The 25,107-nt window shown below is 64.2% G+C and carries 19 protein-coding genes; 3 read left to right on the forward strand and 16 right to left on the reverse strand.

The window, feature by feature from the left end; genetic code table 11:
- Window positions 1-6: 6 nt before the first annotated feature.
- The 3 genes from ACW7G0_RS03820 to ACW7G0_RS03830 all read right to left on the reverse strand — a co-directional run bounded on the left by ACW7G0_RS03820 (window position 7) and on the right by ACW7G0_RS03830 (window position 5,486).
- A complete protein-coding gene (locus ACW7G0_RS03820; RefSeq protein ID WP_456987731.1) occupies window positions 7-981 on the reverse strand; it encodes a hypothetical protein in 975 nt (324 codons plus the stop codon).
- Between the two features lie 152 nt (window positions 982-1,133).
- Window positions 1,134-4,721, reverse strand: coding sequence for a DNA polymerase III subunit alpha (gene dnaE, locus ACW7G0_RS03825; RefSeq protein WP_456987732.1), 3,588 nt, complete (start codon window positions 4,719-4,721; stop codon window positions 1,134-1,136).
- A gap of 93 nt (window positions 4,722-4,814) precedes the next feature.
- A complete protein-coding gene (locus tag ACW7G0_RS03830; RefSeq protein WP_456987733.1) occupies window positions 4,815-5,486 on the reverse strand; it encodes a hypothetical protein in 672 nt (223 codons plus the stop codon).
- 136 nt (window positions 5,487-5,622) lie between these two features.
- Between ACW7G0_RS03830 and ACW7G0_RS03835 the strand changes: the two genes are divergently transcribed.
- Together ACW7G0_RS03835 and ACW7G0_RS03840 are read left to right on the forward strand one after the other, a co-directional pair.
- Entirely contained in the window at window positions 5,623-7,872 is a 2,250-nt protein-coding gene (locus ACW7G0_RS03835; protein ID WP_456987734.1) for a tetratricopeptide repeat protein, read from the forward strand.
- Window positions 7,873-7,936: 64 nt separating this feature from the next.
- Window positions 7,937-8,377, forward strand: coding sequence for a hypothetical protein (locus ACW7G0_RS03840; protein WP_456987735.1), 441 nt, complete (start codon window positions 7,937-7,939; stop codon window positions 8,375-8,377).
- A gap of 15 nt (window positions 8,378-8,392) precedes the next feature.
- Here the strand turns inward: ACW7G0_RS03840 and ACW7G0_RS03845 are convergent, their stop codons facing one another.
- From ACW7G0_RS03845 to pyrH, 13 genes are all read right to left on the reverse strand, one after another.
- Window positions 8,393-9,052 carry a ribonuclease HII gene (locus ACW7G0_RS03845; RefSeq protein ID WP_456987737.1) on the reverse strand — a complete coding sequence of 220 codons (660 nt, stop codon included), beginning with the start codon at window positions 9,050-9,052 and terminating at the stop codon, window positions 8,393-8,395.
- Entirely contained in the window at window positions 9,045-10,259 is a 1,215-nt protein-coding gene (lpxB, locus tag ACW7G0_RS03850) for a lipid-A-disaccharide synthase (RefSeq protein WP_456987739.1), read from the reverse strand. The genes ACW7G0_RS03845 and lpxB overlap by 8 nt, the downstream gene beginning before the upstream one ends.
- Window positions 10,256-11,041, reverse strand: coding sequence for an acyl-ACP--UDP-N-acetylglucosamine O-acyltransferase (gene lpxA / locus ACW7G0_RS03855; protein WP_456987740.1), 786 nt, complete (start codon window positions 11,039-11,041; stop codon window positions 10,256-10,258). Before lpxA ends, lpxB begins: the two co-directional genes overlap by 4 nt.
- Window positions 11,038-11,499, reverse strand: coding sequence for a 3-hydroxyacyl-ACP dehydratase FabZ (gene fabZ, locus ACW7G0_RS03860; RefSeq protein ID WP_456961930.1), 462 nt, complete (start codon window positions 11,497-11,499; stop codon window positions 11,038-11,040). Before fabZ ends, lpxA begins: the two co-directional genes overlap by 4 nt.
- The gene (lpxD, locus tag ACW7G0_RS03865; RefSeq protein WP_456987741.1) at window positions 11,496-12,539 is read right to left on the reverse strand and encodes a UDP-3-O-(3-hydroxymyristoyl)glucosamine N-acyltransferase; all 1,044 of its coding nucleotides are present in this window, start codon (window positions 12,537-12,539) and stop codon (window positions 11,496-11,498) included. The genes fabZ and lpxD overlap by 4 nt, the downstream gene beginning before the upstream one ends.
- 17 nt (window positions 12,540-12,556) lie before the next feature.
- Window positions 12,557-15,073: an outer membrane protein assembly factor BamA gene (gene bamA, locus ACW7G0_RS03870; protein WP_456989444.1), complete on the reverse strand. Its 2,517-nt coding sequence runs from the start codon at window positions 15,071-15,073 to the stop codon at window positions 12,557-12,559.
- A 77-nt stretch (window positions 15,074-15,150) separates the two neighbouring features.
- On the reverse strand, window positions 15,151-16,533 hold the full coding sequence (rseP, locus tag ACW7G0_RS03875; RefSeq protein WP_456987742.1) for an RIP metalloprotease RseP: 1,383 nt from the start codon (window positions 16,531-16,533) through the stop codon (window positions 15,151-15,153).
- Window positions 16,526-17,776 (reverse strand): 1-deoxy-D-xylulose-5-phosphate reductoisomerase, encoded by a 1,251-nt coding sequence (locus ACW7G0_RS03880; protein ID WP_456987744.1) that lies wholly within the window; start codon window positions 17,774-17,776, stop codon window positions 16,526-16,528. Before ACW7G0_RS03880 ends, rseP begins: the two co-directional genes overlap by 8 nt.
- Window positions 17,776-18,612: a phosphatidate cytidylyltransferase gene (locus ACW7G0_RS03885; RefSeq protein ID WP_456961926.1), complete on the reverse strand. Its 837-nt coding sequence runs from the start codon at window positions 18,610-18,612 to the stop codon at window positions 17,776-17,778. Before ACW7G0_RS03885 ends, ACW7G0_RS03880 begins: the two co-directional genes overlap by 1 nt.
- A complete protein-coding gene (uppS, locus tag ACW7G0_RS03890; protein WP_456987745.1) occupies window positions 18,609-19,367 on the reverse strand; it encodes a polyprenyl diphosphate synthase in 759 nt (252 codons plus the stop codon). The genes ACW7G0_RS03885 and uppS overlap by 4 nt, the downstream gene beginning before the upstream one ends.
- Window positions 19,368-19,387: 20 nt before the next feature.
- On the reverse strand, window positions 19,388-19,945 hold the full coding sequence (gene frr / locus ACW7G0_RS03895; protein WP_456961925.1) for a ribosome recycling factor: 558 nt from the start codon (window positions 19,943-19,945) through the stop codon (window positions 19,388-19,390).
- A gap of 68 nt (window positions 19,946-20,013) precedes the next feature.
- Entirely contained in the window at window positions 20,014-20,910 is an 897-nt protein-coding gene (locus ACW7G0_RS03900) for a cation diffusion facilitator family transporter (protein ID WP_456987746.1), read from the reverse strand.
- 74 nt (window positions 20,911-20,984) lie between these two features.
- The gene (gene pyrH / locus ACW7G0_RS03905; protein ID WP_456961923.1) at window positions 20,985-21,707 is read right to left on the reverse strand and encodes a UMP kinase; all 723 of its coding nucleotides are present in this window, start codon (window positions 21,705-21,707) and stop codon (window positions 20,985-20,987) included.
- A gap of 352 nt (window positions 21,708-22,059) precedes the next feature.
- Here pyrH and ACW7G0_RS03910 point away from each other — a divergent pair, with 352 nt between their 5' ends.
- On the forward strand, window positions 22,060-25,062 hold the full coding sequence (locus ACW7G0_RS03910; protein WP_456989445.1) for a TonB-dependent receptor: 3,003 nt from the start codon (window positions 22,060-22,062) through the stop codon (window positions 25,060-25,062).
- Window positions 25,063-25,107: the final 45 nt, after the last annotated feature.

Consider the following 25,107-nt stretch of genomic DNA (forward strand, 5'->3'; position numbering starts at 1 on the left):
CTCCGTCTATTTCTCGGCTGATTTAATGATCTCTAAGATTCGCGCTGACCCATCGGGTGGCGAGTCGCTCTTCAGAAATCCAGTCTGCGCATGAGTGAATATCGAACGAGTCGTTTCAAGCAGCACGGCATCCTTAACCGATGGATTGTCACTGGCTTGCACAAAGGCTTGAAATGTTTTCAGCGCGTGGGCTTTATGTCGACTCACGGCGGCTTGATGCTTGTTTGCTTTATAATTTCCCGCGCACCAGGCGGTCATTGCAATAAGCATTGCAAGGATCACAATTTTCGAAGTTGTATATTGAATTACAGATAGGTTGTCTAGGTCAGGACGTAAGAAAAAGAAGATAAATGCCGCGATAAGCGTTACAACTGCTGCGACTGATGAACGGGTAAGCCAAGTCCTTGCATCGGATTCGCGATCTACCGCATCATTGGCAAAATCCTGAGTGAATTCACCGACGCCAGCTTCTGCTGAGGCTTCCCGTGTTGCTTGTATGATGTTGTCGAGCTCTGTTCGCTGTGTGGATAAGTATTCATCGAAATCACCCTTAGCTTGTTCGGCTAGCGTGACTGACGACGTTATCTGTCCAAGCTGGGCCGGAATGTCACCCTTCAAATATGCAAGAAATGGAATCCATTGATGTGTCGTTATGTATAGAGCCTGTTGTACAGCTGCAATGTTATTTACAATGTTGTCTCGTGTTCCGGCTGGGTTTCCATCGCCCAAGGTGAACTTATTGCTCTTCTCTATCCAGACCCATACTTGATCAAGCGAGTTGGAAATCTCAGATATAGCATTGGCGGGCAGTCGCTCTAACGGCAGGCCCTGCAGAATAGATACGATTTCATATACTGAATCAATGTCATTCGCCGCGGCGCTAAAATCGATGCTGCCCCACTCAGTACGTTGGATCAGAAGTCGCTTATCTATTTCATCAAACTGATGGAGTTTAGCTTCTAATTTTGTTGTATCCGGCATGTCTTCCCCCTGAAAGTGTCCTATTCGGAGCGTCGTTCCATTCGCCGTGTACAAACTCCGGCCTGGGTGGGTAGAGAATCCACGTAAATATGAGACAGGTTGCTAGCAGAGGGGTAGGTTGCTCTGACCTCACAGATTGCTGACTGAACCTATCAACCCCAAGGCCTTCCCAAAGCCAACTTCACCGCCTTGACCCCCGGCACCGCCTTCAACGTCCCCACCAGCTCTGCATCCACCCGTACCGAGTGGCTCCCATTGAGGTCCAGCATCCCCGCAGCGCCCGTCCTTATCAAGTCAACACGAATCGGCGTCGAGCCAGGCCGGTGCTTCGCCAGCAACTCATCTACTTGATTCCAGACCCCCGGCACCCGCAAGTCGAGTCTTAGCGACAACCGCTTCGCATGCTGCGCGCAGATCTGGCTGTAATCCCAGCAGCGCGCCGCCTTCAGTGCGAAGCCGCCGCTGAAGGCGTCCTCGCGCAGGCCGCCCTGGATCACCAACAGGCGGTCGCGGGTCAGCAGGGTGGCGTACTCGCTGTAGGTCTCGGAGAAGAAGGCGACTTCGAGGCGGCCGCGACCGTCCTCGATCTGCACGAACATCTGGCTGTCGCCCTTCTTGCGGATGGCGACCACCTGGCCGGCGACGGCGGTCTCCAGTTCGGGGCGCCAGCCGCTGCGGGCGGACTGGGGGCGGTTCTCCCAGATCTTCTCGAGGTCGCCGAGATCAAAGCCGACCAGGTCGTGCAGTTCTTCGCGATAGGGGTCGAACGGATGGCCGCTGAGGTAGTGGCCGAGGGTCTCGCGTTCGCGGGCCAGCAATTGGCCGAGCGGGAATTCGTCGGTTTCCTTGAGCTCCAGCCGCAGCGCGGGGGCGCTTTCGCCGCCGCCGAACAGGCTGACTTGGCCGGCGTCGCGTTCACGCGCCAGCTGCTCGGTCGCGCGCACCACTTCGGGCAACTGCAGCATCAGGCTGGCGCGGTTGCGGCCGAGTTTGTCCAGGGCGCCGGCGTGGGTAAGTGCTTCGAGCGCGCGGCGGTTGAGCTTGCCGCTGTCGACGCGCTTGCAGAAGTCCAGCAGGTCGGTAAACGGGCCGGCGCGGCGGGCCTCGACAATCGCATCGCAGGCGCCGTGGCCGACACCTTTCACCGCGCCCAGGCCGTAGCGGATGGTGTGGGCGGCGACAGGGCGGTTGCCGTCGGCTTGCACGGCGGTGTCGTCGGCCATGGCATCCGGCCCGGTCGCCGGGGCGTCAATCGCCTCGAACATGTAGGCGGAGGCGCCCACATCCGGCGGCTGCACGGTCAGGCCCATCACCCGGCACTCGTCGAGGAAGCCGGTGACCTTGTCGGTGTTGTCCATGTCGCTGGACAGCACCGCGGCCATGAATTCGGCCGGGTAGTGCACCTTGAGCCAGGCGGTCTGGTAGGCGACCAGTGCATACGCCGCGGAGTGCGACTTGTTGAAGCCGTACTCGGCGAACTTCTCCATCAGGTCGAAGATCGGGCTGGCGATCTTGCCGGGGATCCCGCGCGCCTCGCAGCCGGTTTCGAACTTGGCCCGCTCCTTGGCCATCTCCGCGGCGTTCTTCTTGCCCATCGCGCGGCGCAGCAGGTCGGCGCCACCCAGCGAGTAGCCGGCCAGGACCTGGGCGATCTGCATCACCTGTTCCTGGTAGACGATAACGCCGTAGGTCGGAGCCAGCACCGGCTCCAGCGAGGGGTGCGGGTAGCTGACCTCGGCCACGCCGTGCTTGCGGTCGACCCAGTCCTTGTCCATGCCCGAACCCAGCGGGCCGGGGCGGAACAGCGCGGCCAGGGCGATGATGTCCTCGAAGCAATCGGGCTTGGCGCGCTTGAGCAGCTCGCGCATGCCGCGTGATTCGAACTGGAACACCGCGACGCCTTCGCCGCGGGCGAACAGCTCGTAGGTGGGCTTGTCGTCGAGGGGGAGGGTGGTTATGTCGAGCGGTTCTTCGCCCGTCTTGGCGCGGCGGACGTTGATCGCCTTCACCGCCCAGTCGATGATCGTCAGCGTGCGCAGGCCGAGGAAGTCGAACTTGACCAGGCCGACGGCCTCGACGTCGTCCTTGTCGAACTGGGTGACCGGGCTCTTGCCGTGGCCTTCGCCGTCGTGCTCGGCGAACAGCGGGCAAAAGTCGCTCAGCGGGCTCGGGGCGATCACCACGCCGCCGGCGTGCTTGCCGGCGTTGCGGGTCAGGTTTTCCAGGCTGCGGGCGAGGTCGAGCAGGTCGCGGACATCGTCCTGGCTGGCGTAGCGCTCGATCAGCTCGGTCGAGACCAACGCTGGGTTCTTGCGCGCCGCCTCCGACTCGCCCAGTGCGTCGTCCAGGCTGACGCCGAGGGTCAGCGGAATAAGTTTTGCGATGCCGTCGACGAAGCCATACGGGTGGCCGAGCACGCGGCCGCAATCGCGCACCACGGCCTTGGCGGCCATGGTGCCGTAGGTGATGATCTGGCTGACCCGGTCGCGACCGTACTTGCGCGAGACGTAGTCGATCACCTCGTCGCGCCGGTCCATGCAGAAGTCGATGTCGAAGTCGGGCATCGACACGCGTTCGGGGTTGAGGAAGCGCTCGAACAGCAGGTCGTACGGCAACGGGTCCAGGTCGGTGATGCCCAGTGACCACGCGACCAGCGAGCCGGCACCGGAACCGCGACCGGGCCCGACCGGGATGCCTTGCTCCTTGCCCCAGTTGATGAAGTCCGCAACGATCAGGAAGTAACCGGGGAAGCCCATCTCGATGATGACGTCGAGCTCGGTTTCCAGCCGCGCGTCGTAGACCTCGCGGCTCTTGCCCTCGGCCAGCGGGGCAGTTTCCAGTCGCTTTTCCAGCCCCTCGCGCGCGGCGTTGCGCAGCCAGCTCTCGATCGTGTGCTCGCTGGGCACCGGGAACGCCGGCAGTGCGTACTGGCCGAAGGTCATCTCGACGTTGCAGCGCGTTGCCAGCGCCACGGTGTTGTCGATCGCATCGGGCACGTCGGCAAACAGCTCGGCCATCTGCTCGGACGACTTCAGGTACTGCTCGGCGGTGTAGTCGTGGGGGCGCTTGGGGTCGTCAAGCACACGGCCGGTGGAGATGCACACGCGCGCCTCGTGTGCGTCGAAGCCGTCAGCATCAAGGAAGCGCGCATCGTTGCTGGCAATGACCGGCAAGCCGCGTTTGCCGGAGGTGTGCAGGGCAAAGCGGTTGAAGGCGTCCTCGTCGCCATGCCCGGCCCGGGTCAACTCCAGGTGCAGGCGGTCGCCGAACGTGCCTTGCAAGTCGGCGACCCACGCTTCGGCCAGTTCCGGGCGGCTGCCGGTCGCGAGCCGCCCGGCGAGGCTTCTCCGGCCGGCCAGTGCGAACAGACCGGTGTTGTCCTCGCGCAGCCATTCCGGGCGCATCGCAACACCGTCGACGCGGTGGCCTTCCATCCACATCCGGCTGAGCAGCCGCGACAGGGTGAGGTAGCCGGTGCGGTCGCGGCACAGCAGGGTCAGGCGCGAGGGGGTTTCGTTGCCGTCGGCCAGGTCGATGTCGGCGCCGAGGATCGGCTTGACCCCGGCAGCCTCGGCCTTGCGGTAGAACTTGACCGCGGCAAACAGGTTGTTGACGTCGGTGACCGCAACCGCGGGCTGGCCCAGGGCGGCGCAGCGCTTTACCAGCTCGTCGATCCGGATCGTGGAGTCGACGAGCGAGAATTCGCTATGCAGGTGGAGGTGTATGAAGCGCGCTGGCATCGTGCCGTTGGCTGACCGGCTGGGACAGTGACCAGAGTATCAGTCCCGCCGGGGCGGACAAGGCTTGACAGACCCTGCCCGCCCGCCATGGCGTCAATGCACCTGAAACCGCACGGCATGGGTTGGGACGTGGAAATGGTCGAGGGCGTCGCGATGGGCCGCGGCAAACGCGATCTCGGCCTGCAGTGCTTGTTGCCACTGCTCCCGGCTGAACTCGAAGTCGCCGTAGTTGCAGCCGCGCAGGCGCGCCTCGATCCGGCGCAGCCGACGGTAGTGGAGGTAGTTGTCCACTTCGTCACCCAGTACCGGCCAAGCGGTATCGACCACGATCACGTCGTCGAGCCGACCGACCCGTGGCAGACGATCCGGCAGCAGGTCGTTCTTCGCACGGATGTATTCGACCACCAACGTCGCCAGTAGCGCGGCATCGTTGGCCGTTTCCCATGCCGGGTCGGTGACCATCAGGGCAGCGGCGGCGGCGCGGCGCATCCGCTGCGCGATGCCGGGGAGCGGATTGACGCTGCCGTCGCACAACTCGCGGCCGGCGGTGGCCAGTTGGTCGCGCTCAAACGGGGCCTGGGTCCGGCCCAGACGTGACAGCAGGCCGTTGAAGCGGTCGACTTCGGCCTGGTCGATGGAAAAGCCGTTGATGGTGCGGCGCCGCATCTGGTGAGGGGACGCTGTCGTGGTGGCAGCTACCAGGTCCAGGGCGGCGGGGTACGAACCGGCGGTGGCGAGCATGGTGCTGGTAAGCATGGCGTTCATGACAATTCTCCGGGTCAGGCGCTGGGGATTCGGCGCAGGTCCAGATTCCGCTCGACGCCCGAATGGGTCATGATGTCCGGGGGAGTCTTTCGCCACCTTTGGCACAGGTTGGCGAGGTCTTCATGAGGTTTCACCGATGAATCCGTCAGGAATCACGGGAGAGCGAGGACTGCCCGGCGTCCGCTTCCACTTCGGCGGGATCGTCGTGGACGCGGTCGCGCATACGCTGACCCGGGACGGGTTGCCACAGGCGATCGAACCCAAGGCGTTCGCGGTGCTGCTGGTGTTGCTGCGGCACGCCGATGAGCTGGTCGAGCACGAGACGCTGCTCGATGCGGTGTGGGGCCACCGCCACGTCACCCCCGGTGTCCTTACCCGCGCGATCGCGCAGCTGCGGGCCGCCCTGGATGACCATCCGCACCAACCGCGATTCATCCAGACCCAGCACGCGCTTGGTTACCGGTTCATCGGCGAGTTGGAGGCTGTGGAATCCACGGGCCCGGTCGACCCTCCGCCGGCGCCCGGCCCGCAATCCGTTCAGGCTGGGCAACCGTCCCCCGAGCCGGCACCGGTCGGGGCCGCCGCGACCTTGGCGAAGCTGGCGGATCCACCGGCGTCAGGTGAAACGACGATCGCGCCCCTGCCAGTGGCGCGAGATCCGCCAGACTTGTCCTCCCCGCATGGCCATGTCGGCATGGATGAGGCGACGCCGGCCCGCGTCCGCGGTGGCGTCAAATCGGCCTGGTTCGCCGCCGCTGTCCTGCTGCTGATCGCGATGGCCGCGTTTGCCTGGTTCAACCGCGGGATGCTGTCGCAGCAACCGGCGGATGCTTCGGTTGCGGTGCTTCCCTTCACCAGCCTCAGCGATAACCCGGATGACCGCTACTTCGCCCAAGGCCTGGCGGTGGAGATGCACAACGCGCTGGCTGGCATGCCGGGGCTGCAGGTGGCCGCGGTACGCCCCGGAGCAAGCCAGGATCCCCCCGACATCGAGGCATTGGGCCGCCGTCTCGGGGTGGCGACCGTACTGGATGCCAGTGTCCGGCGTGACGGCGACCGGCTGCGCGTGAATGCGCGGCTGTCCGATACCGCCACCGGTTTCACGTTGTGGAGTAGGAGCTTCGACCGCAAGGCCAATGATGTGTTTGCCGTCCAGAGGGAAATCGCCAACCAGGTCGTGCACGCGTTGCCCGGCGTGCTGAAGGTCGATCCCCGCGCCTTGGACAAGCTGGCGCCCACCCATGACCTGAGCGCCTACGAGGCCTATCTGAAAGGACAGCAACTGCTGTTGGGTTCGGCAAATGATGGCTACCTTGACCAGGCCATCGGATTGTTCGGGGAGGCTTTGGCTGCAGACCCGAACTTCGCCCGTGCCCAGGCCGGGATTTGCCGGGCCCGGATCATCCGCTTCGAGGCTGCGCACGATACCCCGGCGTTCGACCAGGCGCAGGATGCCTGCATGCGCGCGGCGACGATGGATCCGGCACTGCGCGAAGTCAGCCTGGCGCTCGGTGAGTTGCACCGGGCCCGGGGCGATTATGTGCAGGCCAATGAGTTCTATACCGAGGCGCTGGAAGACTTCGGCTTGCGCCCGGCGGCCTACATCGGACTCGCGCGGGTGCAGAGCGTGCAGGGCAACAATGACCTTGCGCTGGAGTATTTCGAGCTGGCGCGCAAGTTGCGGCCCGGTGACGCGCAGGTCTACCGCGAGCGTGGCTACCACCAGTACCTCAATGATGATCTTGACGGGGCGATCGAGTCGTTTCGCACCGCGACCACCTTGCGGCTCGACGACCCCAGCCTGTGGAGCAGCCTCGGCGGCCTGTACCTGAGCGACGGCGACAACGTGCGCGCCGCCGATGCGTTCCAGCAGTCGCTGGCGATCAAGCCCAGCTATGCGGCGTTGAGCAACCTGGGAACCCTAAGGTATGCACAGGGTGCCTACGCGGATGCCGCCCGGCTGTATCGACAGGCCGCGGATCTGGATCCGACCGACTTCCGCATCTGGGGCAACATCGGCGATGCACTGGCCGCCCAGCCTGCTACCGCCGGGCAGGCGCAGGCGCCGTACCGGCATGCCGTGCAGCTTGCCCAGGACTATCTGACCGTCAAGGACGATGATGCGCAGGCCCAGGCGCTACTGGGCTTCTATTACGCGCGTCTGGGTGATGCGGCGGCGGCGCTGGACCATATAAGCAAGGCGGAGGCGCTGGCGACCGAGCGCGGCGAAGTCGCGTTCATTGATGCCCAGTCGCTGGTGTTGCTGGGTGACACCGCCGGTGCGCGCAAACGTCTGGTGCAGGCGCGTCGGGAGGGCATCGCCGAGCAACGGCTCGAGGCGTCCCCGGTGCTGCACGAATTGCTTGCGGGCCAACCGCGGCAATGACGGCAATGACTCAGACGATCCCTAAACGGCCTGCACGGTGCAGGCACCCACCAAGGAGTGCGTCATGCAACCGAAATTGATGGCAATCACCATCGCGCTGGTCGCGGCAGGCTGCAGCAGCACCGGTCCGACCACGGGTGGTCACGGCTCGCCCACAACGCCCGCCGATCCCGATGGGGTGGCCTGCCAGGACTCAGCCGGTGCAACTGCCGTGCACATTGACGTGGAGTACGACGGCAACGCGGTGAGCACGCCGGATGCGGTCTGCACCGTGGACCGGGGCACCGAGATCACCTGGCGTGCGCCCGCAGGCAGCAGCGAGGCGTTCCAGTTGCAGTTCACCGATGCCAGCCCCAGCGCCCGTGGGATGCCCCTGAGCGTGGGTTCGTCGGAGCAGGACGGCCGGCAGAAAGTGATGATCACCGCAGGCAACGCCAGTGACACCTATGAGTACGACATCCAGACCCGCCTTGGCGGCATCGATCCGGCCATCATCATCCGTTAGTGGGTCGGGCAGCAATCACGCCCAGGCTGGGTGCTGCATGTCAGATGCGTGCGGCTGGGCGCTCGCGGCGCGCACCGGGGCAAAGCTGCGCCGATGGTGCGGGCAGGGTCCGTGGGTAGCCAGCGCGGCCAGGTGAGCCGGGGTCGGATACCCCTTGTGGGCGTCGAAACCGTAGTGCGGGTAGTGCCGGTGCAGGTCGGCCATCAGGCGATCGCGGGTGACCTTGGCCAGGATCGACGCCGCCATGATCGCGCGGTCACGGGCGTCGCCACCGATCCAGGCCTCGGCCGGGCAGGGCAGGCCACGCGGCAATGCGTTGCCGTCGATGCGCGCCAGTTCGGCCACGTGCAGCACGCCCTCCAGGGCGCGGCGCATGCCGACCATGGTGGCCTGGAAGATGTTGATGCGGTCGATCTCATCCACCTCCACTGCGACCACGTGCCAGGCCAGTGCGCGCTCGACGATGCGGTCGTAGAGGGCCTCACGGCGCTTGGCGTTGAGTTGCTTGGAATCGTTGAGTCCATTGACCGGGGTGCGGCCAGGTCCCAGCACCACCGCGGCGATCACCACCGGTCCGGCGAGCGGGCCGCGCCCGGCTTCGTCGATGCCGGCAATGCGTTGGGCGCGGGGCGCAACCGCCAGGTCGAGCGTGGTCTGGATGACGATGTCAGCCATTTGCCTCGGACACCAGGTCGACGATGGCGTCGGCGGCCTGTGCAGACGCCTCGCGCTTCAGCGTCTGGTGCAAGGCGAGAAAGCGTGGCTGCAATGCTTCGGCGGCCGCGGGGTCGTGCAGCCAACGCAAGGTCGCGGCGGCAAGTTTTTCCGGGGTGCAGTCGTGTTGCATCAACTCCGGTACGACCTCGGTGCCGGCCAGGACATTGGGCAGCGCGTAATGGTCGACCTTGAGCATGCCCAGGCCCTTGACCAGGCGATAGGTCAGCGGGGCGACCTTGTAGCCGACCACCATGGGCCGCTTCGCCAGCATGGCTTCGAGGGTGGCGGTACCCGACGCCAACAGGATCACGTCGCTGGCGACCATCAGGGTGCGGGCACGGCCAGTGATCTCGCGCAAGGCAGGTGCCAGCGCCTCGCGGTCCGGATGGGCAGCAAGCACGCGTTGGAAAGCTTCGTGCGCTTGTGGATTGGCCATCGGCACCACGATCTGCAACTTCGGCTCGGCGGCGAGCACCAGTGCCGCGGCGCCAAGAAAGTCCGCGCCCAGCCGCTCGATCTCGCCCACGCGCGAGCCGGGCAGCACTGCCAGCAGTGGCCGCTCCTGGTCCAGCTGGAGCACTTGGCGCGCCAGGGTGCGATCGGGTTGCAGTGGCATTTCATCGGCGAGCGGATGGCCGACAAAGCGTGCGTCGACGTCGTGACGCGCGTAGATTTCCGGCTCCATCGGGAACAGGCACAGCACCCGGTCGGCGCTGCTACCGATCTTCGCGGCGCGCTTTTCGCGCCAGGCCCAGACTGAGGGGCTGACGTAATGCACGGTGCGCACGCCGTGTTGCTTCAGCCATTTTTCGACACCCAGGTTGAAGTCCGGTGCGTCGATGCCGATGAATACATCGGGCTTCCAGTCCAATACGCGGCGGCGGAATTCGCGGCGCAATCGCAGCAGCCGCGGCAGGTCGCGAAGCACCTCGGCCAAGCCCATTACCGATAGCTCGGAAGCGTCGAACCAGGTTTCCATCCCGGTTTCACGCATGGCCGGCCCGCCGATGCCGACGAACTCCGCACCCGGCCATCGCTGTTGCAGTTGACTGATCAGCCCAGCGCCGAGCAGATCGCCGGAGGCCTCCCCGGCGACCAGCGCGACCCGCTTGGCACGGGTCGGGACCGGGTCGTTGAAGATATCCACCGCGGGCGCGACGCTCATCGCAGCAGGGGCCGTTCACCGCTGTCGATGAACTCCAGCAACATGCGCACATCCGGGCTGTCGCCGGCGAGGTCGGTCAGCTTTGCGTGAGCCTCTTCCAGCGATGCGCCTGACACATACAAGGCGCGATACGCACGCTTGATCGCACTGATGCGCTCGGGATCGAAACCAAGCCGCTTCAGCCCTTCGCCATTGATGCCCCGCGGCCGGCTGTAGCCCTCCTGGGCAACCATCACGAACGGTGGCACGTCGCCGTTGACGAAGGCGCCCATGCCGATAAACGCGTGGGCGCCGATCCGGCAGAACTGGTGCACCGCGGCAAACCCGCTGAGGTTGACGTGGTCGCCCACGACAACGTGCCCGGCCAGGGTCGCGTTGTTGGAGAACACGCAATGGTTGCCCACCAGGCAATCGTGGGCGATGTGGGTATACGCCAGCAGCAGGTTGTCGTCGCCAACCCGGGTCATCCCGCCGCCGCCGTGGGTACCGCGGTTGATGGTGACGAACTCGCGCACCGTATTGCGGTCGCCAATCACCAACTCGACCCGCTCGCCGCGATACTTCTTGTCCTGCGGGTCGCCGCCAATCGCGGCGTGGCCGAGGATTCGATTGTCGCGGCCAATCCGGGTCGGACCATGCACGCTGCAATGCGGACCGATGTGGGTGTTGTCGCCGATTTCGACCTCGGCACCGATATAGCTGAACGCACCCACCCGCACGCCGGCGCCAAGCCGGGCTCCCGGCTCGATTACTGCGCTGGGATGGATGGGAGCGCTACTCATGACTTCGGCACGACCTCGGCGCACAGGATGTCGGCACTGGCCGCCTGCTCACCATCGACCCGCGCAATGCCCTGGTACAACGCCATGTTGCGGATCGTGCGCTTGAGGATGACCTCCAGATCAAGCCGGTCGCCGGGCACGACCATCCTGGAGAACCTGGCCGCGTCGATCTTGACCAGGTAGAACAGCTTGTTCTCGGCGGTTCGGCCCATCGACAGTTGGGTCAGCAAGCCGCCGGCCTGGGCCAGTGCCTCCAGTACCAGTACCCCGGGCATCACCGGTTGTCCGGGGAAATGGCCGTTGAAGAATGGCTCGTTGCAGGTCACGTTCTTGTAGGCGAGCACGCGCTTGTTGGCTTCGAACTCGACCACCCGGTCGACCAGCAGAAACGGGTAGCGGTGGGGCAGCAGCTCCTGGATCGTGGTGACATCGATCGGCAGTTTCAGGGTGTCGCTCATTCTTTCTGATCCTTGTTCTGTTGGCCGTGCAACTGACGGGCCATCTTGTCCAGTTGCCTGAACCGCGCCGCGTTCCTGCGCCAGCTGCGATTGTCCATTAGTCCGGTCCCCGACGAGTACTCTCCGGGTTCGCGGATCGAACGGGTGACCAGGCTCATTGCGGTGACCACGACGCGGTCGCAGATCTCCAGATGCCCGACGATGCCGGCGCCACCGCCGATCTGGCAGTAGCGGCCGATCGTGCTGCTGCCGGCAATTGCGGCGCAGCCGGCGATTGCGGTGTGTGCCCCGATGCGGACGTTGTGGCCGACCTGTATCTGGTTATCCAGGCGCACGTCGTCTTCCAGCACGGTGTCCTCGATGGCGCCGCGGTCGATGGTGGTGTTGGCGCCGATCTCGCAATCATCGCCCACCAGCACACCGCCCAATTGCGGCACCTTGATCCAGTGTTGCTCGCCATCAGGCGACCGGTCCATGGCCAGGCCGAAGCCGTCGGCACCCAACACTGCGCCCGGATGAATCCGTACGCGTTTGCCCAGCCGCACCCGCATGACCAGGGTGACCCGGGCACTCAACTGGCTGTCGTCACCGACCACGCAATCGTCACCGATCACGCAACCCGGTCCGATCACGACGCCCGTCTCGATGCGGCTGCGCGCTCCGATACTGGCAAACGCACCGATGTGCGCACCGGGATCTATCGTGGCGCTGGGATCGACTTCAGCCAGGGGATGGATACCCGGCGGGTGTGAAGCCGGCCGCTCGAACAAGGCGGCCAGCTTGGCGAAGGCGCTGTAGGGGTCATCGGCCAGCAAGGCGGTGCCGTCATATCCTGCGGCGTCCGATTCGCGCATCACCACCACGCCGGCCCGGCTGGCAGCCAGCTGGGCGCGGTACTTCGGGTTGGCGAGAAACGCCAACTGGGTCGGCCCGGCGTTGGCAAGGGTGCCGACGCCGTCGACCCGGGTGTCGCCATTGCCCTGAAGTCGGAGCAGGAAACGATCTGCCAGCTCGGCGGCGGAATGATGGGTGGGTTGCATGTCCTCTATCAGCGACCTTAGAACGAGCCGCCAAAGGTGAACTGCAAGCGCTCCAGGTCATCGCTGTCTTCCTTCTTGATCGGGAAGGCGTAGCTGATCGTGATCGGCCCCATCGGCGAGCGCCACATCAGGGCAAGGCCGGTGGAAGCGCGCAGTTCGCCTGCGTCAAAGGCGTCGATATCGGTATACACGTTGCCGAAATCAACGAACGCCGACGCCCGTGCCGCAGAACTGTCGATCAGCGTGGGGAAGATCATTTCCACCGAGCCGACGGTCTTCAGCGAGCCGCCGATGGGCTGCAGGTAAGAGGTGTTGCTTGCCGACTCGCGCGGACCCAGGGTGTTGTCGGTGAAGCCGCGAACCGAGCGCGTACCACCGGCGTAGAAGTTCTCGAAGAACGGCAGGCCGTCGGCGGTGATGGTCTTGACGTAATCCGGAGAGTCCGGTCCGCAGGGGTCGGAAGGATCCGCGCCCGGGGTGAAGACCGGTGGCGTCGTCGGGTCGTTGTCATGATCGACCGTGGTCGGGGCGGTGTAGCAGACGTCGCGGACGAAGGAATCGCCGTAGCTGTCGCCGTAACCCAGTTCCATCCGGGTATTGAGCACCAGGTGGCGTGAGATTGGCCAGAACTTCGAGAAGCTGTAGTTGAGCTTGAAGTACTCAACGGTTGATCCCGGTAGCGCGGCTTCCAGCCACACGCGTTGGGTTGAGCCGCGGGTCGGGGTCAATGCGCTGTTGAGCGTATTGCGGGCCCAGCCGATCTCGCCGCGCCAGGCGTGGAACGTGCGTTGGCCCACCGCATCGATGTAATCCACGATGGAGTCGGGCGTGACCCCGCGGTAGGCAAAAATCTGGTTGCTGTCGATGCCGAGCATCGCGGTGAAACTGTCGGTCTCGGTGATTGGCACGCCCAGCACCATCTGGCCCATGCCGCTGGTGGAGGAATAGCGTGCGGTGTTGAAGTTGGAGTTGTTGAACTCGCTCCAGCGCAGGTTGTAGCCCAGCGAGACCCCGTTATCGGTGAAATACGGGTTCAGGAAGGAGAAGTCATAACGCTGCAGGTAGTCGTTGCGCTGCGCTTGTACCGCGATGCGGTTGCCGCTGCCCAGGAAGTTGTTCTGCGAGACCTGGACCTGGGTGCTCAATCCGGTCAGCTGGGAGTAACCAAGGCCGAACATGAAGCTGCCGGCGGCTACTTCGTTGACGGTGTAGACGACGTCGACCTGGTCATGGCTGCCGGGCACGGGCGTGGTCTCGACGTCGACCTTGTCGAAGTAGCCCAGGCCCTGGATGCGGATCTTGGAGCGGTCGATGGCCGCCTGTGAGTACCACGTCCCCTCGAACTGGCGCATTTGCCGGCGTAACACTTCGTCGGCGGTGCGCGAGTTGCCCTTGAACACCACCCGGCGCACGTTCACGCGCGGGCCCGGCACCACCTGGAAAGCAATGGCGACGGTCTTGTCCTCGGCGTTGACGCTCGGGATCGGATTTACCTGGGCGAATGCATAGCCGACGTTGCCCAGGGTTGCGGTGATCGAGTCGGAAGTGATCTCGAGCAGGCTGCGCGAGAAGATCTGGTCGGGCTTGACCAATACCAGCTTCTCGATTTCTTCCTTCGGCAGCACGGTATCGCCGCTGATCTCGACCTCGGAGATCTTGTACTGCTCACCCTCGGTGACGCCGGCGGTGATGAACATGTCCTGCAGGTCGCGGCTGATCGACACCTGGGTCGAGTCGAGACTGAAATCGACATAGCCGCGGTCGAGGTAGAAATTATTCAGCTTTTCCAGGTCGCCCGAGAGCTTTTCGCGCGAGTACTGGTCATCGCGGCGGTACCAGCTCAGCCAATTGTGTTCGCCGGACTCCCAACGCTCGGTAATCTGCTCTTCGTCGAACAGCTCGTTGCCGACCAGGTTGATGTGCCGGATCTTGGCCGCCTTGCCTTCGTCCACGGCAATGGTCACGTCGACCCGGTTGCGGGGCAGGTTGGACACGCTGGGACTGATCTTGACGTTGTATTTGCCGCGATTGTTGTACTGCCGCGTCAACTCCTGGGTGACGCGGTCCAGGCTCAGGCGATCGAAGGTGTTGCCTTCCGTCAGGCCGATGTCGTTCAGGCCTTTCATCAAGTCGTCGGTCTTGATGTCCTTGTTGCCGGTGAGGGTCAGCTTGTTGATCGCAGGCCGCTCGGTGACCGTGACCACCAGGATGTTGCCCTGATGGCCAATCCGGACGTCTTCAAAGAAGCCGGTTGTGTACAGCGCGCGGATGGCCTCTCCGGCCTTGCCCGGGTCGACGGTGTCGCCACGCTCGATCGGCAGGTAGGTGAATACGGTACCTGCGGAAATGCGCTGCAGGCCGTCGACGCGGATATCACTGACCGTGAACGCGCTGCCGGGATCCGCCGCGGCAGGCGGTGCCGTCGTGGTTGATGGTGCGGTAGTCGTCTGTGCCGTGGCATTGAACGTCGGTACCGTGGACAACGCCGAGGCAAGTGCAATGGCAAGCAGGCGGCGGGGAATGGGTCGCGTCATCATCACGTCCGGTTGGGGGTGCGGTTGCGCGGTCAGGACCGGCAGCAGGACAGGCGGGTTGGAAGAGTTGGTCGACATCAGTGCACCAGGTTGTTCACGATGTCGTTGTAGAAAGCCAGGCCCATCAAGCCGACGATCAATGCAAGACCGATATATTGGCCAAGCGCCATCGTCCGTTCGCTGACCGGGCTGCCCTTGACCAACTCGATAAGGTAATACAGCAGGTGACCGCCGTCCAAGATCGGGATTGGCAACAGGTTCAGAATGCCCAGGCTCAGCGAGAGCATGGCCAGCAGCGACAGGAACCACGCGGGGCCCTGGTCGGCATAGGCATTGGCCGCCCGGGCGATGGTAATCGGGCCTGCAATGGTGTTTTCTATCTCGACCCGGCCGGTGAATGCGCGGCCGATCATGGCAAGCAATTCGCTGGTCTGGTGGGCGGTTTCGCGCAGCGCCGCAGGGATCGCCGCCACCGGGCCGTACTGCAGTTCCGCGTCCATCGGGGGTATCGGCGGCCGCGCCGCGGCAATGCCCAGCGCCCAGTAGGAATCGCCGCCGTCGGCAGGCCGGGTCAGGCTTGGCTGCAATTCCAGCGCGAGTCGATCGCCATCGCGCTCGACTTCGATCATGGCCTCACCACCGCGCTCGCCCAGGTCCTGGATCAGCGGGCCGAGGTCGCCCCAGGCATGGACGGGAATGCCGTCGATGGCTCGGATCAGGTCACCCTCGGCGAGCACGCCCCAGGCTGGGGTGTCCGGAGCGACGCGGCCGACCAGCGGCGGCACCAGCAGATGCTGCGGGGTCAGGCCCATCGCCTCGATCGCACGGCGCTCGTCGAACTGCGCCGGCAGCTCGGACAATGCCAGGGTGCGGGTTGCCTCGCCGCCGGTGTCGGTGGATACCTGCAACTGGATGTCGGCGTGATCCAGGGCCGCCGGAATCAGTGCCAGCTGGACGTCACTCCAGGTCGGCGTCTGGCGCTCGCCAATCCGGGTGATGGTGTCACCGCGTTGCAGTCCGGCCGCCGCGGCGATTCCGTCAACGTGACCGACCACCGGCTGGTAATCGGGACGACCGATCACGAACATCGCCCACAACAGCGCCACGCACAGGACCAGGTTGGCCAGCGGTCCGGCGATCACGATCGCGATCCGCTTCCATACCGACTGGCGGTTGAATGCCTGCGCGAGTTGCTCGGGTGGCAGGTCCGCGGCGTCCTGCTCGTCGAGCCGCGACTCATCGAGCATGCTGACGTAGCCACCCAGCGGGATCGCGGCGATGGCGTACTCGGTGCCATCGGCGCCGCGACGCATCCACAGCGGCTTGCCGAAGCCGACCGAGAAGCGCAGCACCTTCACTCCACAGCGGCGCGCCACCCAGTAGTGGCCGAACTCGTGGAACGTGACCAGCACGCCGAGGCTGACGATGAGCCACCAGATCGAACCGAGTAGTTCAGTCATGCGTCGATTCCCGGTTCATGTCGCCGTTGGCCGCCACGGCCTGACTCGCATGGCGGCGGGCCCGGGCATCGGCGTCGTGCAGGCATTCCAATGAATCCGCTGCCGTGGCAGGGATCGCCGCGAGGGTGTCTTCGACCAGCGCGGCAATGGACAGGAAGCCTATGCGTCGCTGAAGAAACGCTGAAACCACGACCTCGTTGGCGGCATTCAGCATTGCCGGAGCGGTGCCCCCGGCCGCCAGTGCGTCGAACGCGAGCTGCAGGCACGGGAACGCCGCCAGGTCGGGCGCCTCGAAATCCAGTCGACCGCCCTGGGCCAGCAGGTCCAGGCCGGAGACACCCGAGGTGATGCGCCGTGGCCAGCCGAATCCGACGGCCAGCGCGGTGCGCATGTCGGGCAGGCCGAGCTGGGCCAGGGTGGAGCCGTCAATGAACTCCACCATCGAGTGCACCAGGCTTTGCGGATGCACCAGCACCTCGATCCGGTTGCCGGGCACGCCGAACAGGTGATGCGCCTCAATCACCTCCAGCCCCTTGTTCATCAAGGTGGCCGAGTCGACGGAAATTTTTGGTCCCATCGACCATTTGGGGTGGCGGATCGCCTGTTCGACGGTGACATCGCCCAGCGACTCGCGTGAACGGCCCCGGAACGGCCCGCCGGATGCCGTCAGGATGATCCTGGCCAGGCCGAAGCTGGCCGGCGTGCCTGCCGGGTCGGCAGCGTCGGGTTGTCGACCGTCAACCGGCAAGCACTGGAATATCGCGTTGTGCTCGCTGTCGATCGGCACAATGGTGGCGCCGCCTTCGCGGGCGGCCGCCATCAACAGTTCGCCGGCCAACACCAGCGACTCCTTGTTGGCCAGCAGCAGGCGTTTGCCCGCACGTGCCGCGGCGAGGGTCGACGGCAGGCCGGCGGTGCCGACGATGGCCGCGACCACGGTGTCGCAGGCATCGCTGGACGCCAATGCCTCGATCGCCTCTGCGCCGGCGTGCGCCCGGGTGTCGAGACCGGCTTCGCGCAAGCCGTCGCGCAACGCCGGGAAACAGGCCTCATCGGCGATCGCGGCATGGCGAGGCCGATGCCGCCGGCATAGCTCCAGCAACGCTTCCACGTTGCGTCCCGCCGCCAGCACGGTCGCGCGCAGGTGCCCGGGATGGCGCCCGATCACGTCCAGCGCCGATGCCCCGATCGAACCGGTGGCGCCCAGGACGGCGACCTCACGCATGGCAGGTGCGACCGGCATCAGAAGCCCAGCACGGCCTTGCCCAGCGCAAACGCGGGCAGGGCAGCCAATACGCCATCCAGACGGTCCAGGATGCCGCCGTGGCCGGGGATGACGTTGCCCGAATCCTTCACCCCGGCGTGGCGCTTGAGCAGGCTTTCGAACAGGTCACCGACCACCGAGAACAGCGTGGCAACCAGTGCCACCAGCGCAATCGCCGGCAACTGCTCGGTGGTGGCGCCGGCCAGCAACGACATCACCACGCCGGCAGTGACCCCGGCGACCACGCCGCCGACCAGGCCTTCAATGGTCTTGTTGGGGCTGATCAGCGGCGCGAGCTTGTGCTTGCCAAACCGGCGCCCGGCGAAATAGGCCCCGCTATCGGCCGCCCACACCACCATCAGCGCGGTCAGCAGCCAGAAGTGGCCATTGGGCGTGCTGGCATGGATCCAGGCCAGCGCACACCAGGCGGGAATCATCGCCAGCGCGCCGGCAAACAGCTTGAATACCCGCGCATGGGTGGCATGGTCGCTGGCGAATCGATGACGGCCCAGCCACATCAGCGCCAGGAACCACCAGACCACACCGATCAGGGTCATCAGCTCCAGCAACGCAAAACTGAAACCCCGGGTCGAGCGCGATGCCCACACCAGGGCGACCATCAAGGCCAGGTGAGCCAATAGCAGGACGGTGCGGGCGAGGGTGTCCTCGATATCGGCCAGATCGAACCATTCCCACAGGCCCAGCAGGAAGACGACCGCAGCCAGTGCCATCAACCATTCCGTCGGCAGCAGCAGGATCGCGGAGATCGCGACGAATGCCATTACCAATGCGGCGATCAGGCGGATACGGGTCATTTTGGCATCTCGTCGGAGTTTGCGACCTGCGCGCCAGTGAGGCCGAAGCGGCGTTCGCAGGATGCGTAATGGTCGAGTGCGCGTTGTAGTGTTGCCGCATCCAGCTCCGGCCACAACAAGTCGGTGAACCACAATTCGGTATAGGCCAGCTGCCACAGCAGGAAATTGCTGATCCGCTGCTCGCCCCCGGTGCGGATGAACAGGTCCGGCCGCGGCAGGTCCGCCAGCGACATACGCGATGACAGCATCGTCTCGTCTATCGCTTGCGGGTCCAGCTGGCCGGCGGCGACTTCTAACGCAAGCGAGCGCGCCGCCTGGGTGATATCCCAGCGTCCGCCATAGCTGGCCGCGATTGTCAGCTGCAAACCGGTATTGGCCAGGGTCTGGGCCTCGGCGGCGTCCATTCGTTGCCCGATGCCGGGGCTGAACCGCCCACGCTCGCCGATGAAGCGCACCCGCACGCCGCGGCGGTCGAGTTCGTCGACCTCCCGCTCCAGTGCGTTCATGAACAGCTTCATCAAGGCGCCGACCTCGGCCTCCGGTCGCCCCCAGTTTTCGCTGGAAAACGCGAACAGGGTCAGCGCCTGGACGCCCTTGTCGATGCAGAAGTCGATACAGGCGTTGACCGCGCGCGCGCCAGCGCGGTGTCCGATGACACGTGGTCGGCCACGACGCTCCGCCCAGCGGCCGTTGCCGTCCATGATGACGGCAAGGTGGCGGGGGATGCGTGCACCCGTAATTGGCGGCGAAGGCATGGCAGTGACGGACGCGCTCGTCAAACCGCCATCAACTCCTGTGCCTTGGCCTTGACCACGTCGTCGACGTCCTTGATCGCGGTGTCGGTCAACTTCTGGATTTCGTCTTCGACCCGCCGTACGTCGTCTTCGCTGGCTTCCTTTTCCTTCAGCAGTTCCTTGACCTGCTGGTTGGCGTCGCGGCGGATGTTGCGGATCGCGACCTTCGAATCCTCACCTTCACCGTGGACCATCTTGGACAGGTCACGGCGGCGCTCCTCGGTCAGCGCTGGCAGGTTGATGCGGATCACGGTGCCGGCGGTATTGGGTGTCAGGCCAAGATCGGAGTTGATGATCGCCTTTTCCACCGCCGCGACCATGGGCTTTTCCCACGGGGTGATGGTGAGTGAGCGGGCGTCGTTGACGGCGATGCTTGCGACTTGGCTCAGCGGCATCTCCGAACCGTAGTAGTTGACTTTCAAATGGTCGACCAGCGAGGTCGATGCGCGGCCGGTCCGGACCTTGGTCATGGACTGGCGCAGCGCATCGATGCTCTTGTTCATGCGGGTCTGGGCGTCTTTCTTGATCTCGTTGAGCATCGCCGGCTCCGGTGCTGTGCGGTAATCGCGGAAGTATAGCGAACCCCGCCCCATCCCGGCCGCCGGAGTCAGTGCCCGTGCGGTGCGCGATCGTGCAGGTCGTGCTCGCACGACTGTCCATGTTCGATCTGCAAGGTCGGGTGGTTGATGCCGAAACGCTGGTCCAACTGGTGGTTGAGCGCATCGATGAATTGGTCGTGGTCATCGCTGGCCGGACGTACCAGGTGTGCCGTCATCGCGATCTCGCCGGCTCCCAGCGACCAGATGTGCAAGTGGTGGATCGCACTCACCCCGGGTTGCCCGCGCAGGAATTCGAGCACCTCGGCGCGGTCCACTGCACGCGGTACCGCATCCATCGCCGCGTTGAAGCTTTCGCGCAGCAACCCGAATGCGCCCAGCGCCACCACCACGCCGACCAGCAGCGCGGTGGCCGGATCCAGCCACGCCCAGCCCAGCCACCACATGCCTGCTCCCGCCAGCACCGCGGCCAGCGAGACCGCCGCGTCGGCCACCAGGTGCAGGAACGCCCCGCGCCGGTTGAGATCGTGCTCGTGCCCATCGCGCACCAGCCAGGCCGCGCCCAGATTGACGGCAATGCCCAGCGCCGCCACCAGCATTACCGGCAGTGCCGGCACCGTGGGCGGCGCGTCAAAACGCCGGATCGCCTCCCACCCCAGGGCGCCGGAGAACGCCACCAGCAGCATCGCGTTGGCCAGTGGCGAGAGCAGGGTGGCCCGGCGCCAGCCATAGGTGTGGGTGTCGGTTGGCGCGCGCTTGGCGAGCACCGCGGCGCCCCAGGCCAACCCGAGCCCCAGCACGTCGCCCAGGTTGTGCAGCGCGTCCGACAGCAGCACCAGCGAGTTGGTGGCAAAGCCGTACCCGGCCTCCAGCGCCGTGTAGGCCAGGTTGACCAGGGTGATGACCGCGAACGTCCGGGTCGCGTGGGAATGCGGATGCGAGTGCATGCGCCGATCCTGTCACGCAGCCGTGCCGGACACTATTGCACCACCGCGGCTACTGCCGCGCGGTGGTCATCGGGTCAACTGCGGCCCTGTACCAGGGTTCCGATGTCCTCGCCACGCAGGATCCTCAACAGCTCGCCCGGCTGGCTCATGTCGAAGATCCGCAGCGGCAGGTCGCTGTCGCGCGCCAATGCGAACGCGGCGGTATCCATTACCTGCAGGTTGCGCTTGATGACGTCGTCATAGGTGAGCTTGTCGTAGCGCACCGCATCGGCATGTTTGTTCGGGTCCTTGTCGTACACCCCGTCGACCTTGGTGGCCTTGAGCAACAGGTCCGCCCCGATCTCGATCGCACGTAACGCGGCGCCCGAGTCGGTGGTGAAGAACGGTGCGCCGACGCCGGCGGCAAAGATCACCAGCCGGCCTTTTTCCAGGTGGCGGATCGCGCGCCGGCGGATGTAGTCCTCGCAGACGTCATTGATCTTGATCGCGCTCATTACCCGGGCCTTTGCGCCCAGCTTCTCCAGCGCGTCCTGCATGGCCAGGGCGTTGATCACCGTGGCCAGCATGCCCATCTGGTCGCCGGTAACCCGGTCCATCCCGCCGGCTGCCAGTCCTGCGCCGCGGAAGATGTTGCCGCCGCCGATTACCAGCGCGACCTCCGCTCCGGCGGCCTGCGCCTCCATCACCTCGCGCGCGAGCCGATGAATTACCAGCGGGTCGATGCCGTAGTCCTCGCAACCCATCAACGCCTCGCCGGACAGCTTCAACAGGATGCGGCGGTAGGCGAGCTGGGACATGGAGGCCTCGGTGGCAGAAGGGAGTGGAACGCGGAGAAAGTGGGAGGAAGTGTACTGGATACCGAACCCGGCCCCAGTTGCGCGCAGCGGCTTACGGCCGGGCGTTGGGAAGCCCGTGAATTGTGCGTGCGCACAAAATTGTGTAACAGCACAGTGACAAAGATCAGTAAAGTTCAATATATAGTGTGACGTGCGTCATATAACTAGAAGCGAAATTACTGAACGCTTGTTAACAGACTGTTACCGGCGTAATCGTTGTCGCGCCCAGCAGGGTTTCCGTCGCAGCGCATGGGGAGTCACTACATTGTCCAGAACATCCATTAATTACGTCTTTCGCCGCAGCGCACTCACAGTGGCGCTCGGTCTGTGCTTCGCCTCCGGCGTGGCCACCGCCCAATCCAACACGTCCGGCACCATCTTCGGCTCCACCGGCGAGCCCAACTCGACGATCGTGATCGAGAACATCGATACCGGCCTCACCCGTCAGGTGACCAGTGACGCAAGCGGGCGTTATAGCGCGACTGCGCTGCCGACCGGCGAATACAAGGTCATGCTCCAGAGTGGGGGGCAGGTCCTCGCGACCCAGGAAAACATCGAATTGACCGTGGGTGGCGGTAGGGAAGTTTCGTTCTCCGGTGCTGGCACCGGCAGCGGTGCTGATGCCACTGAACTGGACCGCATTGTGGTGACCGGTACCGCTGCACGGTATATCGACGTGTCTTCAACCGATACGGTCAGGACGTTCACTGCGGCCGAGCTGGAGCGGATTCCGGTCGGACGCAGCATCGAAGCGGTGGCACTGCTGGCGCCTGGCGTTGTCCAGGCTGATTCGCGCTACCCCGGTGCAGCGTCGTTTGGAGGCTCGTCTGCTTCGGAAAATGCCTTCTACATCAATGGTTACGCGGTCACCAACCCGTTGACCAACCTTGGTTCCACCTCATTACCCTTTGATGGCATCGGACAGATGCAGGTGCTGACCGGCGGCTACGGTGCCGAGTTCGGCCGTGCCACCGGTGGCGTGGTCAATATCGTGACCAAACGCGGCACCAATGAATGGCAGTTCGGTGGCCTGCTCACCTACCGCCCGGAGAGCATGCGTGCCGACTACCGGAATATCTACTATCCGGATAACGGGACCCCCAACGATGGCTTGGTGCAGGAGAAGAAGGCGCTTGAGCACGTAAACTCCTGGAGCTACGGCGTTCATGCCGGCGGTCCGATCATCGAGGATCGCTTGTTCATTTACGCTTCTGGCGAAATTGAGGAGCAGGATCAAAACAACGTCGTGGCACGTCCGGGTGGCACCACCAACGGTGCTCGCGATTCGCATTTCGAAATCCCGCGTTGGCTGGCCAAAGTTGACTGGAACATCACCAACAACCATATCGTCGAGTTGACTGCGATCTCCGACATCACCAAACAATCGATCGACTATCACTCATTCACCTATGAGCCGGGCACCAATGACACCAGCCCGATCGGCAACGAGAAAACCGGTGGCTACTACTATGAAGATGGTGGCGAGCTGTATATCGGCAAGTACACCGGCTACCTGACCGACAACCTGACGCTTACAGCCCTGTATGGCGAGCAGACGAAAACGCATATTGCTGACCCGTTCGGGTACGACCCCAGCGTCGTGTACGTGAGCGACGACCGCTCCATCGCCAACCCGATCCAACGCGGCACCTTTGGCCAGCTTGACGACCCCAATGCCTTCGACGAGACCACGGGCTTCCGTGTGGATCTCGAGTGGCGTGTTGGTGATCACTCACTGCGCGTTGGCTATGACCGTCAGGATTCGACCTCGCAGGCGGGCGAAGTCACCGCCGGCCCAACTGGTTATCGCTGGATCTACAGCACTTGCGGCGTCGGTGCCGGTGGTGAATCGATTCCTGGCGGCGGCGGTGCAGTTTGTCCCGGCGGCAATGGCGATTATGTGTCCAAGTACCAGTACGCCAACGGCGGTACCTTCAGCGTCGATCAGATTGCCTACTATTTCGAGGACCGCTGGCAGGTTACCGATCAGGTACTCCTGACGCTGGGACTGCGCAACGAATCGTTCGAAAACTACAATGCCGACGGGGCAACCTACGCAGAGCAGAAAGACCAGTGGGCCCCGCGTTTGGGCGCAAGTTGGGATGTCTTCGGCGATGCCTCGCTCAAGGTTTATGCCAACGCGGGTCGCTACCATTTGGCGATGCCCAACAACGTCGCACTGCGTGGCGCGGCAGGGTCGCTTTATACCAACGAGTATTTCTCTTTCACCGGTATCGACCCGACCACTGGCGAACCCCTGGGGCAAGTCGCGTTGGGTGATGGCCCATACTCGGCAAACCGCGAATACGGCCAGGCGCCCGATCCGCAGTCGGTGACCGCGTCGGATCTCGAATCACATTATCAGGACGAGTTCGTGCTCGGTTTCGAGAAAAGCATTACCGCCAGCCTCAACGGTGGTGCGCGCTACGTCCACCGTGACCTCAAGGCCGCCATTGACGACATGTGCGACTACCGGCCCGCCTACAATTGGGCAATTGGCCAAGGCATGTCGGAGGAAATAGCGAACAACCTTGGCAACTCTTTGGCATCATGCCGCCTGTTCAACCCCGGTGATGACAACACCTTCATGCTTGATGATGGGAGCGGTACGCTGGTTCCGGTTGCGCTGAGCGCCGCGGATCTCGGCTTCCCGACACTCAAGCGCATGTACCAGGGGATCGACTTCTTCGTCGAGCATCCATTCGACGGCAAGTGGTATGGCCGCGTGGACTACACGTTGTCGCGGAACTACGGCAACGCCGAGGGGCAGCTGAAGTCCGATATTGGCCAGCAGGATGTTTCGCAGACCCAGGATTGGGATCACCCGGAATTGATGGATCACTCCAATGGTTACCTGCCCAATGATCGTCGACATTATTTGAAGGCGTATGGTTTCTATCAGATGACTCCCGAGTGGCGATTCTCTGCCGCGCTTACGGCGCACTCTGGCCGGCCCAAGAACTGCATGGGGTATTACCCGCAGACGCCGGAGAATGAGGACTTCAACACGAACTATGCATACGGCGGCCCGTACTACTTCTACTGCAACGGTGAGCCGACCCCGCGTGGCAGCCAGGGTCGGATGCCGTGGACCAAGTCGCTGGATCTCGGTGTCGCCTGGGCTCCGGCCTTTGCCGACAACGCGCTGGAATTCTCGTTCGACGTGTTCAACGTGTTTGACGACCAGACCGCGCAGAACCAGATCGAGTACGGCGAAAACGGCGGCCCCGGTGTGCCGTACGCGCATGCTGGTCGCGTGATCAGCTACTCGACTCCACGGAACGTGCGTTTTGCGATCCGTTACGACTTCAAGTAACTGATGCAAGTGATCATCGTCGGCCATCCGGCGATGATCGCGATG

The sequence above is a fragment of the Lysobacter sp. A286 genome (genome assembly GCF_054052105.1).